This is a genomic window from Candidatus Thiodiazotropha sp. LNASS1 (assembly GCF_964212655.1).
Taxonomy (GTDB): domain Bacteria; phylum Pseudomonadota; class Gammaproteobacteria; order Chromatiales; family Chromatiaceae; genus Thiodiazotropha.
Map to the genome: position 1 here is coordinate 3,249,020 of NZ_OZ156465.1, position 18,158 is coordinate 3,267,177.

General features: G+C 53.8%; 18 protein-coding genes. 13 read left to right on the forward strand and 5 right to left on the reverse strand.

Annotated elements, in window-relative coordinates; all coding sequences use genetic code 11:
* Nucleotides 1-27 precede the first annotated feature (27 nt).
* The 13 genes from AB8516_RS14280 to ptsP all read left to right on the forward strand — a co-directional run bounded on the left by AB8516_RS14280 (nt 28) and on the right by ptsP (nt 10,228).
* A complete protein-coding gene (locus AB8516_RS14280; RefSeq protein ID WP_369161653.1) occupies nt 28-1,026 on the forward strand; it encodes a KpsF/GutQ family sugar-phosphate isomerase in 999 nt (332 codons plus the stop codon).
* Between the two features lie 13 nt (nt 1,027-1,039).
* Nucleotides 1,040-1,561: a 3-deoxy-manno-octulosonate-8-phosphatase KdsC gene (kdsC, locus tag AB8516_RS14285; protein ID WP_069123743.1), complete on the forward strand. Its 522-nt coding sequence runs from the start codon at nt 1,040-1,042 to the stop codon at nt 1,559-1,561.
* A complete protein-coding gene (lptC, locus tag AB8516_RS14290; protein WP_369161657.1) occupies nt 1,558-2,121 on the forward strand; it encodes an LPS export ABC transporter periplasmic protein LptC in 564 nt (187 codons plus the stop codon). Before kdsC ends, lptC begins: the two co-directional genes overlap by 4 nt.
* 1 nt (nt 2,122) lies before the next feature.
* A complete protein-coding gene (lptA, locus tag AB8516_RS14295; RefSeq protein ID WP_369161659.1) occupies nt 2,123-2,617 on the forward strand; it encodes a lipopolysaccharide transport periplasmic protein LptA in 495 nt (164 codons plus the stop codon).
* Nucleotides 2,614-3,339: an LPS export ABC transporter ATP-binding protein gene (gene lptB / locus AB8516_RS14300; protein ID WP_369161662.1), complete on the forward strand. Its 726-nt coding sequence runs from the start codon at nt 2,614-2,616 to the stop codon at nt 3,337-3,339. The genes lptA and lptB overlap by 4 nt, the downstream gene beginning before the upstream one ends.
* Before the next feature lie 195 nt (nt 3,340-3,534).
* Nucleotides 3,535-5,022, forward strand: coding sequence for an RNA polymerase factor sigma-54 (locus AB8516_RS14305; RefSeq protein WP_369161664.1), 1,488 nt, complete (start codon nt 3,535-3,537; stop codon nt 5,020-5,022).
* 171 nt (nt 5,023-5,193) lie between these two features.
* Nucleotides 5,194-5,514: a ribosome hibernation-promoting factor, HPF/YfiA family gene (raiA, locus tag AB8516_RS14310; RefSeq protein WP_108291397.1), complete on the forward strand. Its 321-nt coding sequence runs from the start codon at nt 5,194-5,196 to the stop codon at nt 5,512-5,514.
* Between the two features lie 29 nt (nt 5,515-5,543).
* Nucleotides 5,544-6,011, forward strand: coding sequence for a PTS IIA-like nitrogen regulatory protein PtsN (gene ptsN / locus AB8516_RS14315; RefSeq protein ID WP_108291395.1), 468 nt, complete (start codon nt 5,544-5,546; stop codon nt 6,009-6,011).
* Nucleotides 6,011-6,949, forward strand: a complete 939-nt coding sequence (hprK, locus tag AB8516_RS14320; RefSeq protein WP_369161667.1) for an HPr(Ser) kinase/phosphatase — start codon at nt 6,011-6,013, stop codon at nt 6,947-6,949. The genes ptsN and hprK overlap by 1 nt, the downstream gene beginning before the upstream one ends.
* A 9-nt stretch (nt 6,950-6,958) precedes the next feature.
* On the forward strand, nt 6,959-7,825 hold the full coding sequence (gene rapZ, locus AB8516_RS14325; RefSeq protein ID WP_369161669.1) for an RNase adapter RapZ: 867 nt from the start codon (nt 6,959-6,961) through the stop codon (nt 7,823-7,825).
* Nucleotides 7,822-8,220 (forward strand): PTS sugar transporter subunit IIA, encoded by a 399-nt coding sequence (locus AB8516_RS14330; protein ID WP_108291389.1) that lies wholly within the window; start codon nt 7,822-7,824, stop codon nt 8,218-8,220. The genes rapZ and AB8516_RS14330 overlap by 4 nt, the downstream gene beginning before the upstream one ends.
* Nucleotides 8,221-8,228: 8 nt before the next feature.
* Nucleotides 8,229-8,498: an HPr family phosphocarrier protein gene (locus tag AB8516_RS14335; RefSeq protein WP_069124123.1), complete on the forward strand. Its 270-nt coding sequence runs from the start codon at nt 8,229-8,231 to the stop codon at nt 8,496-8,498.
* Complete coding sequence (ptsP, locus tag AB8516_RS14340) at nt 8,495-10,228, forward strand: phosphoenolpyruvate--protein phosphotransferase (protein ID WP_369161671.1); 1,734 nt, start codon at nt 8,495-8,497, stop codon at nt 10,226-10,228. Before AB8516_RS14335 ends, ptsP begins: the two co-directional genes overlap by 4 nt.
* A gap of 78 nt (nt 10,229-10,306) precedes the next feature.
* Here ptsP and AB8516_RS14345 read toward each other — a convergent pair whose 3' ends face one another.
* The 5 genes from AB8516_RS14345 to purH form a co-directional block, all read right to left on the reverse strand.
* Nucleotides 10,307-12,052, reverse strand: a complete 1,746-nt coding sequence (locus AB8516_RS14345; protein WP_369161673.1) for a cytochrome C — start codon at nt 12,050-12,052, stop codon at nt 10,307-10,309.
* Between the two features lie 144 nt (nt 12,053-12,196).
* Entirely contained in the window at nt 12,197-14,665 is a 2,469-nt protein-coding gene (locus AB8516_RS14350; protein WP_369161675.1) for a glycogen/starch/alpha-glucan phosphorylase, read from the reverse strand.
* Nucleotides 14,666-14,887: 222 nt separating this feature from the next.
* On the reverse strand, nt 14,888-15,304 hold the full coding sequence (locus AB8516_RS14355; protein WP_369161677.1) for a VanZ family protein: 417 nt from the start codon (nt 15,302-15,304) through the stop codon (nt 14,888-14,890).
* Nucleotides 15,301-16,590, reverse strand: coding sequence for a phosphoribosylamine--glycine ligase (gene purD, locus AB8516_RS14360; protein WP_369161680.1), 1,290 nt, complete (start codon nt 16,588-16,590; stop codon nt 15,301-15,303). Before purD ends, AB8516_RS14355 begins: the two co-directional genes overlap by 4 nt.
* On the reverse strand, nt 16,590-18,149 hold the full coding sequence (purH, locus tag AB8516_RS14365; protein WP_369161683.1) for a bifunctional phosphoribosylaminoimidazolecarboxamide formyltransferase/IMP cyclohydrolase: 1,560 nt from the start codon (nt 18,147-18,149) through the stop codon (nt 16,590-16,592). The genes purD and purH overlap by 1 nt, the downstream gene beginning before the upstream one ends.
* Nucleotides 18,150-18,158 lie beyond the last annotated feature (9 nt).

Here is an 18,158-nt window from a genome sequence, read left to right on the forward strand (position 1 = left end):
TCAAACCTTATGTGAGTGAGTTGTCTAATGACCAAAGCCACAAGTCCAACTAAAGAAGAGATGATTCGGATGATCGATCTGGGCAGGGCTGTGATCGAAACTGAGGCTGATGCAGTCCAATCGCTGATCCCCAGGTTGGGCGATGAATTTGCCCTGGCATGCAGTTATCTTCTCCATTGCCAGGGCAGGATTGTCGTTATCGGAATGGGCAAATCGGGTCATATCGGCAATAAGATCGCTGCGACCCTGGCCAGTACCGGCAGCCCGGCCTTTTTTGTTCATCCGGGTGAGGCCAGCCACGGTGATCTCGGTATGATAACTCCTCAGGATGTGGTCCTGGCGCTGTCCAACTCAGGGGAGACCGGCGAGTTACTGGTCATCCTGCCCCTGCTTAAGCGACTGGGTGCGCCCTTGATCGCCATGACCGGAAAACCTGAGTCGACGCTGGCAAGAGAATCCGAGGTACATATCGATGTCAGCGTTCAGAAGGAGGCCTGCCCCCTGGGCTTGGCCCCGACATCAAGCACGACTGCGGCATTGGTGATGGGTGATGCGATGGCGGTTGCATTGCTGCAGGCACGGGGTTTTACCGCCAAGGATTTCGCCCTCTCTCATCCGGGAGGCACCCTGGGAAGGCGGTTGCTTTTGCGGGTCAGTGATATAATGCATGCGGACGGGTCTTTGCCGTCGGTAGGTCTCGATGCCACATTGCATGAGGCGTTGGAAGTGATGTCGGCCAAAGGCCTGGGTATGACCGCGATAGTGGATCCGGAGGGTGGAGTGGCCGGAGTCTATACCGATGGCGATCTGCGGCGTACCTTGAACAAGCCTATCGATATACACCATGTCAAGGTGAGTGAGGTCATGACCAGCGACTGCCTGACAGTATCACCTGAGACGTTGGCAGCAGAAGCCTTGCAGATGATGGACGAGAAAAAGATTAACGGCCTGCTGGTTATTGATGAAAAACAGCAACTGATCGGTGCATTCAATATGCATGATCTGCTTAGAGCCGGTGTGATGTAGGGGGGTAGAGAAAGTGCAGGATATACATGCCAAGGCCAGTGGTGTGAAACTGGTCATTTTTGATGTCGATGGTGTGCTGACCGATGGTGGTCTGTTTCTTGGTGACGACGGTCAGGAGTATAAGTCGTTCAACTCCAGGGATGGTCACGGTATGAAGATGTTGCAGAAATCGGGTGTGGTAATCGGCATTATCACCGGACGAAGCTCTGAGGTCGTGCGTATCCGTATGGAGAGTCTGGGTATCGAGCATGTCTATCAGGGTAAGTTGGACAAACTGCCGGCCTATGAGGAGTTGCGCAATAAACTGGGCCTTTCGGATGACCAGGTAGCCTATGTGGGTGATGACGTCGTCGATCTGCCCATCATGCGGCGTGTCGGATTGGCCATCGCCGTGAATGACGCCCATCCCTTTGTTCTCCAGCATGCTCACTGGCAGACACGCCACAACGGTGGGCGTGGCGCCGCCAGAGATGTTTGCGAGATGGTGCTCGAGGCCCAGGGTAATCTTAAGACTGAGTTGGACAGCTATCTTTGAAGCGTCAATTAATCGGTCTCTTTTTTATAGGTGCGGCGCTGCTGAGCCTGGGCTGGTGGATGAATAGGTTGATGCAGCCGGAGGAGGCCCGAACGCCGGGTGTTAGACACGATCCCGATTCTTACGCCGAGGAGTTGGTTGTGCAAACCTACGATGAACAGGGTGCACTCAAACAGCGATTGCAGTCTCGGGGGATGAGGCATTTTGAAAAAACCGGGATTACCGAACTGCAACAACCGGTTCTCTGGCATTACAACCAACAGAGCCCCCCTTTGCAGATGCGGGCGCAGGATGGTCTGATCAGACGCAGTGAAGAGAGTCTCCATCTTGCCGGGGGTGTGGTTATCGATCGTCCTAGCGGCGCGGACACTGCGCCGTTGCATATTGTCACGCAGGATTTGACGCTGCACTTTGAAGATTCATTTGCTACAACCGATGGCCCGGTACGCATCGAGAGCGATGACCAATGGATGACCGCAACAGGTATGGAGGCCTGGCTGAAGGGACCGCTACGGCTCAAACTGCTGCATGAGGTGCGAGGCTATTATGAATTCCAATAGAATGAAATACGTTGTGACCTGTCTGGTGTTGCTGCTGATCATTTGGGCGCCGGGGCATGCGTTGGAAAGTGACAAGGATCAACCCATGCATCTGGAAGCGGACAGCCTTTCCGTCGATGAGGCATCCGGTGTGGTGTTATATGAGGGAAGTGTCGAGATCACCCAGGGCAGTCTGAGGATTTGGGCCGATCGGCTGTGGATCCATCGTCGCCAGGGCAAAACGGAGAAGGTCATCAGTGAAGGGAGTCCCGTTCGCTTTCGTCAGTTGACGGAGAAAGGGGATGAGGAGGTTCATGGCGAAGCCCGGCGTGTGGAGATCAACGCGGAGCGTGATGAATTGCTGTTGATCGATGATGCATCGCTTGAGCAGGGTGGCAACCGTTTTCGCAACGACCGGATTATCTACAATCGCGCCAAGGCAATGGTCAAGGCGGGTACAAGCGCGCAAGGTAAGCAACGCGTGCAGGTTGTCATCGAGCCAAACAAGCAGCCATGAGTCAGCTACAGGCCAAGGCGCTTCAAAAGCAGTATGGTAAGCGCAATGTTGTGGACGGCGTCTCACTTAGCGTGAACAGCGGTGAAGTGGTCGGGTTACTGGGGCCCAATGGGGCCGGTAAGACCACCAGTTTTTATATGATCGTCGGTCTGATCCCGGTGGATCATGGCGAGATACTTCTCAATGGGGAGGTTCTGACCGATCGGGCTATGCATATGCGAGCGCGCAGCGGTATTGGCTATCTGGCGCAGGAGCCATCGGTATTTCGACGGCTTACGGTTGAGCAGAACATTCTTGCGATTCTGGAGACAGTGGAGGTTCTGGATGCCGGCAAGCGCCGTGAAATGTGTGACCAGCTGTTGCGGGAATTCGGTATCGATCACTTGCGGGACAATCTGGCAATGAGCCTCTCGGGGGGTGAGCGCAGGCGTCTGGAGATTGCCAGAGCCCTCTCCGTCCAGCCGCGCTTTATTCTATTGGATGAGCCTTTCGCCGGTGTCGACCCTATTGCTGTCATCGATATCAAAAAGATCATTCAACATCTCAAGGCCCTGCAGATAGGCGTTCTGATTACGGATCATAATGTTAGAGAGACACTGGATATCTGTGATCGGGCCTATATCATCAATAGCGGTCAAGTGCTGGCTGAGGGCTCCACGAATGAGATTCTTCAGAATGATGAGGTGAGAAGTGTCTATCTTGGCGAAGATTTTTCTATGTAGAGATGGTTTTGTGGGGGTAATGCATCCCCTTGATTTCTAATGGATTCCAGGATTGATCCTGGAAGCTTGCAGTGACAAGTTTTAGCATTCTGGCGGGATTCCGGGGAGAAAATCTTTTTCCTCGGTGAGTTTTTTTAGCTAGAATGAAGTTAAAGACATACAAATAACATACCAGGTCCAAAGATATCATCTGCGATGAAGCAGGCGCTACAGCTCCGACTCGGACAACATCTCACCATGACACCACAGTTGCAGCAGGCAATACGCCTGCTGCAACTGTCTGCTCTCGACCTCAGTCAGGAGGTTCAGGAGGTGATCGAGACCAATCCTATGCTCGAAGTGGAGGAGGAGTTCGGTCAACAAAACAGCACTCAGGAGAATGAGGGCGCTGACAACGGGGCGGCGGAAAATTCAGCGGCAGAGGGTTCGAGCAGTAACGACATCAACAATGAACGTGAAATCCAGACTGATGCGTCTCAGGTGACTGAAGAACTGCCGGTCGACAGTGAATGGAGCGATGTCTATGACAGCTATCAGCCGACGACGGGTGGCAGTGGCGAGAGTAATGACCACGACTATTTGATACAGAACAGTAGCGCCACGACGCTACAAGACCATCTGCTGTGGCAGATGAATCTGACTCCCTTCACTCCGCAGGATATCTATGTCGCCACAACCATCATCGACAGCATCAACGAGGATGGTTATTTCACCGGAGATCTGGAGGAGGTGCTGCAGTCGCTGAACGATGAAGAGGCCACCATTGACGATGTCAAAGCGGTGTTGCATCGAATACAGGCATTCGATCCACCCGGTGTCGGCGCCCAGGGTCCTCAGGACTGCCTGCTTATCCAGTTGAATCAACTGTCCGAATCGACCCCCTATCTACAGTCGGCAATCAGGCTTTGCAAGGACCATTTCAGCCTCCTGACCGCGCAGGACCAGAACCAGATCATGCGTAGGATGAAGATCGATCAGGACGAGCTGGCGGCAGTGATGCAGCTGATTCGTACGCTCAATCCCCATCCGGGTACACTCATTGCGAGCAGCGAACCTGAATATGTCATACCTGATGTGTTCGTGAGTAAGCGCAACGGCCGATGGGTGGTTGAACTGAATGGCGAGGTGACCCCGAAACTGCGGGTAAACACCGGCTATGCCAATCTGATCAGACGCGCGGACCAGAGTAAAGACAATACTTTTTTGAAGAACCATCTGCAGGAGGCCCGGTGGTTCATTAAGAGCCTGATGAGCAGAAACGAAACTATTTTACGCGTGGCGAGTAAAATCGTAGAGTATCAACGGGGGTTCTTTGAGCATGGAGAGGAGGCGATGAAACCTCTGGTATTGAGGGATATCGCCGAGGCGCTGGAGATGCATGAATCGACGATATCCCGTGTGACGACACAGAAATATATGCATACACCCAGGGGTACGCTGGAGTTCAAGTATTTCTTTTCCAGCCATGTCAGCACCAGTGCGGGAGGTGAGTGCTCGTCTACTGCAATTCGTGCGCTGATAAAAAAAATGATTGCCGCTGAGATTCCCAACAAGCCTCTCAGTGACAATAAGATTGCCGCCCTCTTGTCCGATCAGGGTATCGAAGTTGCCCGTCGGACAGTGGCAAAGTACCGTGAGTCGATGGGTATTCCACCGTCGAACGAACGTAAACGTCTGATATAGGAGTTGAATGCGCGACTGATCACCGGCTGTTGACAGTAATCCCTTTGCGGATGCAACCAGGCACAAGGCTTATGAGGATTGCCAAACAGCATATACTGTAAATGTGGCTTGTCGCCATTTAGTCATGTCAGGCAGGGTGATGGGTAACCTCATCTAAGATAGGAGAAAATTATGCAAATTAGCGTGACCGGTCATCATGTGGATGTAACCAATGCCTTGAAAAGCTATGTGGATAGTAAATTTGAGCGCCTGGAGCGCCATTTCGATAATGTGATAAATGTTCACGTTATCCTGAGTGTGGAAAAAATGAGGCAGAAGGCAGAAGCCACAATGCAAGTGAACGGTGCGAGTGTTTATGCGGATTCTGTACAGGAAGACATGTATGCAGCTATAGATCTGCTCACGGACAGGTTGGATAGACAGGTGCTGAAGCACAAGGAGAAAATGAAAAGTCATCGCGCCGGAAGCGGCGTAAAATATGCGTCTGAATAATACGGGCTGATTGAACTGGCGAGGTTTCCATGTTTCCAAACGGTTATCTTGTGGAAGAACGGATCGGTTGCAATGTGGAGGCGGCCAGCAAGAAGCGCGTATTGGAACAGCTCGGTCAGCGACTGGCCGAGGCTGTTCCAGATCTCAATCAAGATATGGTTTTTGATGCGCTCCTTGAGCGTGAAAGGCTGGGCAGTACCGGTTTGGGCAAGGGTATAGCACTTCCCCATGCCCGCATGCCGCATATCACCGAGGCTCTCGCGGCGTTTGTCCAACTGCCGGAGGGAATCGATTTCGATGCCATCGACAATCAACCGGTTGATCTTGCCTTCGCCATGTTGGTGCCGGAAGAGGCGACCGATGAGCATCTGCAATTGTTGGCCAAACTGGCGCAGATGTTTGACGATCACGATTTCTGTAGTGAGTTGAGGCAAGCGACAACTGCGCAAGATCTTTATCAACTGATCCAGCAACGGGAAGCTATAATCTCCTCTTAATGAAGCCAATCTATACCATTCGGGATCTCTATGAAGAGCTGGCCGGCGAGCTTTCGCTGAGCTGGAATGGTGAAGGGGGGGACACTGAGATCGTTCTGGATATTGAATCTCAACATGGAAAGCCACCCGCAGGTCCCCTCAATCTGGTTCGGCCCAATCAGATCCAGGTTATCGGGCCGCCGGAAAGGGAACATCTGTTGAATGATGAAAAGGATGTCTATCATGATTATCTACAGGTACTGTTCAAGGCCTCCCCCGCATCGCTTATATTCACCGATGGACTGAAACCGCTTCAGGAATGTGAGGAGCAGGCACTGGAAAGGAGTATTGCGCTTTTCTATACCCCTCAACCCGACAATCAGGTGATAAATCGCCTATTGGAACGCTTCAGTCAGCCGGTGGGTGAAAAACTGCTGGTGCACGGGGTCTACATGGAGGTCCTTGGCAGGGGCGTATTGCTCAGCGGTGATCCGGCGATCGGTAAAAGCGAACTCGCATTGGCATTGATTTCACGGGGCCATTGTTTGATCGCCGATGATGCAACAGAGATCTACAAATCCGCCAGTAATACACTTATCGGCCGCTGTCCGAAGGTGTTGCAGGATTTCCTGGAAGTACGCGGTTTAGGGATGATTAATATCCGCGCTATGTTCGGAAACAGTGCGATAAAACCCAACAAAGAGTTGCATTTGATCATTGACCTGCTGCACTTCGATGACAAGAAACTGCATGAAATGGATCGTCTCGAAGGTTGCCATTCAAAACGCTCGATGCTGGGGGTCGATATACCGCAGACAAGTCTGCCGGTAGCCGCCGGTCGGAATCTGGCTATTCTGGTGGAGACAGCTGTGAGACAGCATATGTTGATGCTTGACGGCTACAATGCCACACAGGACTTCATCGATCGTCAACAGATCTATATCGATCAGGATCAATAAGAGACAATCATGTCCGAGGGGATCAAACTGCAAATCGTCAGCGGCATGTCGGGTTCAGGCAAGACCATAGCCCTGCATACCCTGGAGGACATGGGCTATTATTGCATCGATAATCTGCCGATTTCGCTGTTGATCTCGATGGCTGATCATCTTATCGGCAATCCGGAGGCCATTTTCAACAAGACCGCGGTGAGCATCGATGCCCGCAGTCAGTCTAGTCAGCTATCCACCCTGCCGGAGATGGTGGAGAATATCCGGCAGCGCGGGCTCGACTGTAAAATGCTTTTTCTTGATACCAAAGCCGATACATTGATCAAGCGTTTCAGCGAGACCCGTCGTAAACATCCTTTGACGAATGAACAGCGCTCACTGCCAGAGGCAATTCGTTATGAACGGGAGTTGCTGTCGCCGGTGATCGAAGCGGCAGACCTGCGACTTGATACCACCTATACCAATCTTCATGAACTGCGTGACCTGGTGCGACACCGTATCGGGGGGGATGAGGGCAGGGTATCGATACTGTTCGAATCCTTCGGCTTCAAACACGGTCTACCCAGGGATGTCGATTTTGTGTTTGATGCCCGCTGTCTGCCGAATCCCTATTGGCAGGAAGAACTCCGTGTCTACAATGGTATGGAGGCGCCGGTAGCGGACTATCTGTCGGCTCATCAAGAGGTGACCGGCATGCTTTCCGACATGATCGATTTCCTGGCCCGCTGGATACCGGCGTTCGAGGCGGATGGGCGTAGCTATCTCACTATTGCCGTGGGATGTACAGGGGGTCAGCATAGGTCCGTGTTTTTAGTGGAACGGCTGGCAAAACACTTTTCTGAGGCGGGTTTGGATGTCATGAGCCGACATCGGGAACTGTCATGACCATCGGCCTGCTGCTCATCACTCACAGCAGGATCGGGGAAGCAATGCTGGAGACCGCGGGGAAGATGCTTGAAGGTGCGCCACTGGCTGTTGAGACCCTGCCTGTCGGCATCGACAGCAATCCGGAAAAACTTGTCCAACAGGCCAGCGGATTGATCGAGCGGTTGGACCAGGGCCAGGGAGTGTTGGTGTTTACTGATATGTATGGTTCCACACCCAGCAACATCGCCTACAGTTTGGCGGACAAGGGGCGGGTAAATGTGATTTCGGGTATCAATCTGCCAATGTTGATACGAACCCTCAATTATCAAACCATGGATCTCGACGGGTTGACCGAGAAGGCGATGAGTGGCGGGAAAGAGGGAATAATCTGCTGTGAAACCCTTAATAAATAGCGAAGCGTATGTTGGATAAAGAGATTGAAATCATAAACAAACTGGGGTTGCATGCCCGCGCGGCGGCAAAACTGGTGAGCTGCGCCAACAGCTTCTCGAGCGACGTTTTTCTGAATCGTAACGGTCAGCGCGTGAACGGTAAAAGCATTATGGGCGTTATGATGCTGGCAGCCAATCAGGGCTCCACATTGCATCTTGAGATTGAAGGTAGTGACGAACAGGAGGCAATGCAGGCGTTGATCTCTCTGATCAACGAACGATTCGGAGAAGATCAGTGACGCTATCCTGCCAGGGTATAGGTATCAACACCTCTCGCGAAGTCGCGATAGGTGATGTCTATCTGCTGCAGCAGGGCATTCCGGAGGTTACTCATCGTGAGATCAGCGAGGATTTGATTCAGAGCGAAATCGAACGCTTCGAAAACGCCCTGCATATCACCAGCAACCACCTGCGTCTGGTGCGCGAACAGATACCGACCAACACGGCATTGGATATCAGTGAATTCATCGATACCCACCTGTTGATGTTGGAGGACTATGCCATCAGTCAGGCGACGATCAATCTCATCAGGGAGAATCTGTTTAGTGCCGAGTGGGCGTTACAGGTACGCAGGGATGAGTTGGTCAGGGTGTTCGACGAGATGGATGATCCTTACCTGCGAACCCGCAAGGATGATGTGGATCATGTGGTGGGTCAGGTGCAGTTTGTACTCGCGGGAGGCAAGCCGCAACAACAGAGTGACCTGAATGGGCGGATCGTGGTGGCCAAGGACCTGACACCCGCCGAGACCATCATGATGAAGAACCAGGGTGTCGTTGCCTTCGTTACCGAATTTGGCGGCCCTCTCTCTCATACCGCGATTCTAGCGCGCAGTCTGGGTATTCCCGCGGTTGTGGGTATTCACCAGGCGACCTCTCTGTTCAGGCATGGGGAACAGCTGGTGGTCGATGGGGCGCAGGGTGTGGTGCTTGCGGACCCCACACCGCGAATCCTCGACTATTATCGCCAGCGCATCGAGGAGAGGCGTCTCAGAGAGGAGGAACTGCGGCGCCGAGTCGATCTGCCGGCACTCACGATAGATGGTGAGCAGATCTTTTTGCACGCGAACATTGAACTGCCGGAAGATATTGAGATCACGCTCAATAACAGGGCAGATGGTGTGGGTCTGTTCCGCACCGAGTTTCTCTTTATGAACCGGCCAACACCGCCAACAGAAGAGGAGCAATTGGAGGCGTATCGCGAAGCCGTCAAGGGATTGGGTGGTATCCCCCTCACCATCCGTACCCTCGATTTGGGCATGGACAAGACCACCGGAAGTATCACTGACTCAGGCTGTATGCCGGCTATCAACCCTGCCTTGGGCCTGCGTGCGATTCGACTCTGCCTGAAGGAGCCCGAGTTGTTCATACCGCAACTCAGGGCGATTCTGCGTGCCTCCGCCGAGGGGCCGGTGAGATTGATGCTGCCGATGCTGTCGGGGATCCAGGAACTGAAACAGGCTTTGCGGATGATCGAGAGGACCAAGGAGGAGCTGCACAATGCGGATTTGCCCTTTGATGCCGATATCCCGATAGGCGGGATGATCGAAGTGCCGGCTGCGGCGTTGGCGGCTGACAGCTTTGCCCGCCACCTCGATTTTCTCTCGATCGGTACCAATGACCTGATTCAATATACCCTGGCGGTCGACCGCATGGATGAGGAGGTGAATTTCCTCTTCGACCCGCTCCACCCTTCTGTGCTCCATCTGATACAGCGAACCATCGATGCTGCCAACCGGGCGGGTATTCCGGTCAGCATGTGCGGCGAGATGGCGGGTGAACCTCGCTATGCAAGACTATTGATCGGTATGGGACTGCGCGAGTTGAGTATGCAGCCCAGCGCGCTGCTCGAAGCCAGGGAGTTGGTGAGACAGTCATCACTCTCAACATTGCAGCAGCGCACCGCAGAATTTTTCAGGCAGCTCGAAGCCAGCGGTGACAGCGGGCATTTCGATAGCCTGTTCGATTGAGTCAACTCCGCCTTCCGGCTTGTCTGTCAGCACTTTGATCCACGTCTTCTATATGTGCGGAGCGATCCCGGAGGAGGCTTAATCGGGTCTTTCATGACATAAAGTACAACTCACCGGTGTGCCTTTGGCAACGAAGCGGAACCTCTCCCCGTCATCATCACTGAGAAAGGTCCGGTCTGCCGCGGTCATCGAGAGGACAGTCCCCTCCAGGTTCTGTCCATGACAGCTTTTGCAGGCATTGGAGTTGTCTTCGTAGAACTCCTCGTGTTCAAGGTTCCAGCCACGACTGTTGACGTTGTGCATGCCATGGGGGCCGTCAAGAGTAAGGGGCAGGCTGGTGTGGCAGCTGCTGCATTCGCTCAGCGTCCCGGCATGACCCTGAAGCTGATTGGCAGCCAGGTTATCGTTGGCGGAAGCGAGTGGATTTGGCCAGATCGCATGGGTCGAGCCGTGACAACCTTGGCAGGCAACGCCGCCATGTCCGAGGCTGTTTCGATAGAGCGTACCGCTATTTTCAGCAAATCTCTTGTTACCGGCCAGGCGGGGTGTGGCGGTATCGATATCATCTTCCCAGGCTTGGGTCAGGCGCAGGGAATCACCCAGGTGGCTGTTCGCATCGCCGGTGTGGCAGGATTCGCAGCGGGGTTCATCCAGCCAGGGCCGCCGTTCATCGCCACCCACCGCAAGCATGCTGCCATGGCAGTCCTGGCAACTGATGCCTGCAGCACCCATTGCACCCCTGAGACATTGGGTCACCTTACCCGGATGGCACTGATAGCAGGTCTCCTCCAGGCTGCCATCTACCGGGAACAGTGCCTGGTCGGTATCCGGGTCTATTAAGCGGCCGTGGTGACCATGCATGACCTGGGACATGGTATCCACTCTCAATTGCTGGCCGGTGGGGCCTGCGCCGGTGAGATCGAGTGCCGCCGAGTAGTGGCAACCGGCACATAAAACGGGAGTTGCATTGATAAGGTCAGTGCCGTGCTCGGCGTCGTGCAGCGCCAGGATATTCCATTTCGCAGCTTGTAAAACACTGTTTGGATCATTGATGTCGTCGGGCAGGATGAAATCGATGCTGCTGTCGAGAGGGGCGGCGATCTCTCCCGCGGCATGGCAGTTCTGGCAATCCGCTTCGGAGGCGACAGGCAGCACTACATCCAGGCTGGCAAGGGCATCCGGATTATCCGACTTGCTGGCGGTGACCCGCATCAGCGGATAGGCATTCAGCTGCCCGGAATCGTCGATGGGAAGTATGGGTACGCCATCGGCGGCAAACCATTTTTTATCCGGGTCATAGTGATTGAAGGCCTGCGCATCGTTTGTGTTATAGGGATTCAGAATGCCTGGCATCGACTGGCCAAAGAGCAGGCCCTCATCCGGTGCCGGATTGAGTCCGAACAAGTCGCTGACAAAGCTATTGCCGGTGGCGGGATTGATGTCCCAGAAGTTTGTCTTGCTGACGCTTCCCGCCAGGTTTTGGCTGGTAGTGTTGATGGAGCCGTTGCCATCCGCAATGGCCAGGTAGTGGACATTGACGCTCGATGCATCGAGGATGCGGGGTGTTGCGCCACGCTCGATTACCTGGGTATGTATGACATTGAAAGGCGGAAGGATGACGAAGGTCGAGTAGTCCAGATCGGCGCAGTGCATGCCCAGATCGTTGAATGCCAATACGCGATGGCTGCCCGTTGCCTGTGATACTCCCGATCCGTTGTGGTGGTCATCATCGTCATCGTCGTTGTCATCGCCACCACCACCGCCACAGGCGGTCAATGACAGTAATATGATCAGTGCGGTCAGCCATTCCCGGTGCCGTTTCATCGTGTACACTCCCTGAACCGTAATCGTCGAGATGGTGTATTTGGGAATTATATCCTAAAAATCATGCTGACTGCACCTGTTCGTATTGTCGACCGCCATTCTATCTCCGACGGTGGTTTCGTTAGGCTCGGTATAGTTAAAAATCTATCTGATCGGCTTCACATGCCAGATTTTTTCAGCATACTCCTGGATGGTGCGGTCGCTGGAGAAATAGCCCATACGGGCAGTGTTGAGAATTGCCCGCCTGTTCCATTCGGCGGTGTTGAGATACAGCTGGTCGGCCCGGTCACTTACTTCAAGGTAGCTCTTGAAATCGGCGATTACCTTGAAATGATCTTTGTTGAGAAGATTGTCGGTGATCATACGATAGCGCGCCGGTTCTTCCGGTGAAAAGAAGCCGTTGGCGATCATGTCGATGATACGTTTCAATACCGGGTCCGAATCATAATAACGCCGGGGCTGGTATCCCTGTCGATTTAGTCTTGTAATATCTTCTGTCGTCAAACCGAAGATGAAAATATTATCGGCACCGATATTCTCTTGCATCTCTACATTGGCACCGTCCATGGTTCCCATGGTCAGGGCGCCATTGAGGGCAAGTTTCATGTTGCCGGTACCCGATGCCTCCATGCCGGCTGTGGAGATCTGTTGCGAGAGTTCCGCCGCGGGGATGATATCCGAAGCGGTGGTAACGTCGTAATTGGGGATAAAAAGGATCTTCAGGCGATCGCTTACAGCCGGGTCGTTGTCGATGACGTCGGCCACATCATTGATGAGGCGGATAATCAGTTTCGCCATGGTATAGCCAGGTGCCGCCTTACCCCCGAACAGGATGGTGCGTGGCACGTGATTTGCGTTGGGATCATCCAGTAGGCGATTGTAGAGGGCTATGGCGCGAAATAGGTTGAGCAGTTGACGTTTGTATTCGTGAATTCTCTTAACCTGAACGTCGAATAGCATGTTTGAGTCAACCTTGCTGTCCAAATAGTACAGGATCAACTTGGCAAGGCGTTGTTTGTTTGCCTGCTTAATGGCACAAAATCTCTCCTGGAAGGCACTGTCTTCGGCCAGTGATTCAAGCTGTTTTATCTGGCTGAGGTCTCTGATCCATTCCGGACCAATGGCATCACTGATCAGTGTTGAGAGCCCCCGGTTGGATTGATAGAGCCAGCGTCGTGGTGTAATCCCATTAGTGATGTTGATGATCTTGCCGGGATAGAAGCTGTTGAAATCCTTAAAGGTTGATTTGCGCAGAAGCTCACTGTGGAGTGCCGAGACGCCATTCACCTTGTGACTTCCGATGATCGCCAAGTGGGCCATGCGAATTCGTCGTCCGTTGCCTTCATCGATGATGGAGAGGCGGCGCAGGATATCCATGTCCCCCGGGTGGAGGTGGCCGAGCATCAGCAGAAAACGCCGGTTGATCTCCATTATCAACTGCAGGTGCCTTGGCAACAGTTGTTCGAAGATATCCACCGGCCATGTCTCCAACGCTTCGGGCAGCAGGGTGTGGTTGGTGTATGAGAAGACCCGGGTGGTGATCTCCCAGGCAGGTTGCCATTCGAGGTGGTGCTTGTCCATCAGCAGTCGCATCATCTCCGGGATGGCGATGGCTGGGTGGGTGTCGTTGAGTTGGATTGCCACCTTATTCGGTAGTTCGCTCAGACTGTCATGATCGGTGAAGAAGCGGCGTAGAATATCCTTCAGTGAGGCGCAGACAAAAAAGTATTGCTGCTTCAGCCGCAGGCGCTTGTTCATAGTGGAGCTGTCGTTGGGATAGAGTACCTTGGAGATGTTCTCGGACAGGGTCTTGCCGACGACGGCCTCGGTATACTCTCCCTCATTGAACCGGTTTAGATCGAAGTCCTCATAGGCCTTGGCGCTCCACAGTCGGAGATTGTTGACGGTATCGTTTTTATAACCGGGTATCGGGGTGTCATAGGCCTGGGCGATCACGACATCGCCCTCTATCCAATCAAAATGGCGCCGGCCTGTTGTATCCTGATACTCCATGACTCGCCCGCCGAAGCGGACCCGGTAGGAGACCTCTGGGCGGGGAAACTCCCAAGGGTTATCGTGTATCAGCCAATTTTCCGGCAGCTCGACCTGGCAGCCGTTTTCGATCTTCTGTCTGAACATGCCATATTCGAAACGGATACCGTAGCCGTATCCGGGAATGTTCAAACTGGCTATGGAGTCGAGAAAGCATGCGGCCAGGCGTCCGAGTCCGCCATTGCCAAGCGCCGCGTCATGCTCAAGGTTGCGTAACCGCTCAAGTTCGATGCCGAGTTTATGCAGGGCCTCGGTACACGCATCGTGAATATCCATATTCAACAAGCTGTTGATAAGACTGCGCCCAATAAGAAATTCCATCGACAGGTAGTAGACCCGCTTGGCGTCGTGTCTGTAAAAGTTACGCTGGGTCTCCATCCAGCGTTCAATCAGGCGGTCACGAATCACATGACTGAATGCCATCATCCAATCATGATCGGTGGCGGTGTAGGGATCCTTGCCAATGGTGTAGACGAGGTGATTGGAGGCCGATCGTTGGATGTCCTTTGGATCTGAGCCTAGAAAATCATACTTGAAAGCACTGTGTTTGACTTTGCTCATGACAGACGAAGCACTGTATTGGTTGTGGTACTGAACGATAAGGGTCTGAAAATAACCGGACGATTACCACTGACATATAGATTAACTATAACCCAAATCGATAATATGCTGTTGATCGAGATGGCGGGTAGAGACTATTCAAGGCCTGTTTATACTGATCCAATTGGCACTCTAGAGTGAGAAAACAGCCCTGGCCCTTCAGGTGTATCAGAGCCGATTGGTCTAGTGTGTACGGTTCCTGGAAGCGCCGTTACGCAGTGCCTGGATCAGGGGGATCCGTAACAGTAACGGTAACAGCAGTGGATAGATGAGCAGCCCCAGGATATCCGCCACCAAATCCCAGGTGGAGAATATACGATGAGGTATGAAGGCTTGCACTACCTCGATGAAAAGACCATAACCGAAGAGCGGTAGATATTTTATCGGTTTCCATTTTGATCGAGGCCATGAAAAATCGACCAGAAAGGCGAGCGCAAAAAAGGCCACAATATGGGACAGCTTGTCATTGAACTCTGTGACGACGGGGGTATCCAGGGGCGTGAACGCGAGATAACTGATCACCAGAAGCGCCATTGCCAGCAATACACGAATGGTGTGTGTGCTGAAGATGGAGGCAGCCGTAGCAACCCAATGCTTCAATTGCGCTCTTCCCTGGCAATCGCACGGTATGCGATGTCGGTGCGGTAATAGACATCATCCCAATGGATAGAGCGGGTCAATGCGTAGGCGCTCTGTTGTGCCGATGTGACGCTTTCTCCCAGAGCGGTGGCACATAATACCCGTCCACCTGTGGTGACGACCCTGTCGTCATCCAGCCTGGTGCCGGCGTGGAAGACTTTACAGGAGGGGTCGGCGGATTCAGGGAGGCCGCTGATGACCTTGCCTTTTTCATAGGGGCCTGGATAGCCGCCTGCCGCCAGCACAACACCCACGGATGCTCTGGAATCCCATTCGGTCCGCTCCTTGTCAAGCCTTCCATCCAGTGCGGCCAGGCAGTGCGCAACCAGGTCGGAACGCATGCGTAACATGATCGGTTGTGTCTCGGGGTCGCCAAAGCGACAATTGTATTCGATAACCTTGGGTGTGCCGTCCGCAGTAATCATCAATCCGGCGTAGAGGAATCCGGTATAGGGCATGCCCTCCTCGGCCATGCCCTTGACGGTGGGCCGGATTACCTGCTGCATGATCCTCTCATAGATGGTGTCATCGACCACGGGTGCTGGAGAGTAGGCCCCCATCCCGCCGGTATTGAGACCGGTATCGCCATCACCCACCCGCTTGTGGTCCTGGCTGGTTGCCATCGGCAGGATATGATTACCGTCGGCCATGACAATGAAACTGGCCTCTTCACCTTCCAGGTACTCTTCGATGACCACGCGATGACCGGCTTCGCCGAAGGCATTGCCCGCCAGCATGTCGCGGACCGCTGATTCAGCGGTAGAGATGTCCATGGCGACAATGACGCCTTTTCCGGCCGCCAGGCCATCCGCCTTGATGACGATGGGAGCGCCAACTTGGTTGAGATAGGTCAGCGCGGCATCGATCTCGGTGAAGGTCCGGTAGCTGCCGCTGGGAATGTCGTGGCGTGCGAGGAAGTCTTTGGTGAAGGATTTTGAACCCTCCAGTTGCGCCGCATCCTTGCTTGGCCCGAAACAGTGCAGACCGGCTGCTTCGAAGGCATTGACGATGCCGTTCACCAGCGGCGCCTCCGGGCCGACAATAGTCAGTCCTATTTGTTTGGCCTTCGCGAATTCGATCAGTTCATCGATCGAGTCGGCATCGATTTCCACATTCTCGAGCTTCTTTTCGAGGGCCGTGCCGGCATTGCCGGGGGCGACAAAGACCTTATCCGCCAGATCCGATTGCGCGGCTTTCCAGGCAAGGGCGTGTTCACGGCCGCCCGAACCGATGACCAGAATATTCATCAGTGACGGAAGTGGCGCATACCGGTGAATACCATCGCCATGTCATGCTCATCGGCGGCGGCGATCGCCTCATCGTCGCGCATCGATCCACCGGGTTGAATGACGGCAGTAATGCCGACCTCTGCGGCATTGTCTATGCCGTCGCGGAATGGGAAGAACGCATCCGAGGCCATCACCGAACCCCTGACTTCAAGCGAGGCGTGTTCCGCTTTGATTGCGGCGATACGCGCAGAGTTGACCCGACTCATCTGGCCGGCGCCGACACCGATGGTCATGCCATCCCTGCCATAGACGATGGCGTTTGACTTGACGAACTTGGCGACGCGCCAGGTAAACAACAGATCACGCATCTCCTGCTCTGTGGGATGCCTTTGGGTCACAACCTTGATGTGGTGGGTCAGCTGCAGATCGGCATCCTGGACCAGCAGGCCGCCATTGACCCGCTTGTATTCGGTGCGGTGGATTGCCTCACTGAGCCATTCACCACACTCCAGCAGGCGTACATTTTTCTTGCTGCTGACAGCCTCGATGGCCGCCGCCGAGATCTTCGGTGCGATGATCACTTCAACGAACTGGCGGTCGATGATGGTTTTTGCCGTCTCCCCGTCCAGTTCACCGTTAAAGGCGATAATGCCGCCAAACGCCGACTCGGGATCGGTAGTGTAGGCGCGATCATAGGCCTCCAGCATGTTGGCGCCATATGCCACACCACAGGGATTGGCATGTTTGACGATGACGCAGGCGGGTCCTTCGTCAAAACTCTTAACACACTCCAATGCGGCGTCGGTATCACCGATATTGTTGTACGAGAGCTCCTTGCCCTGCAGTTGCTTGGCCGTGGCCACGCTCGCCTCATCGATCCTGTGCTCGACAAAGAAGGCCGCCTTCTGGTGGGGGTTCTCCCCATAGCGCATGGTCTGTGCCTGTTTGAATTGAAGGGACAGCGTGCGTGGAAAATCGCTGACTTCATCCCCCAGACGCGAGCCAAGGTAGTTGGCAATGGCGGCATCGTAGCGGGCGGTATGTTCGAAGGTCTTTACCGCAAGGTCGAATCGGGTGGCACTGCTCAATTCGTTGTTGTTGTCCCTCATTTCATGCAGCACCCTGTCATAGTCGAGTGCATCGACGATCACCGTTACATCCTTGTGGTTCTTGGCCGCTGCGCGAAGCATGGTGGGACCGCCGATATCGATGTTTTCTATTGCCGTCGGAAGATCGCAATCGGGATTGGACACTGTCTCTTCGAAGGGGTAGAGATTGACCACGATCAGGTCGATACCACCGATACCGTTCTCTTTCATGACACCGTCATCGATGCCTCGCCGTCCGAGTATTCCGCCGTGAATTTTTGGGTGCAGGGTCTTGACCCGGCCATCCATCATTTCCGGATAGCCGGTATATTCTGAGACTTCGATGACCGGGATATCATTTTGCGTCAGCAGTTTTGCGGTACCGCCAGTTGAAAGGATCTCAATCTTGTTGTCAGCGAGATTGCGGGCGAATTCCACAATCCCGGTTTTGTCTGAAACGCTGATCAGGGCGCGTTTAATCGATGCCATGTTGAAGTT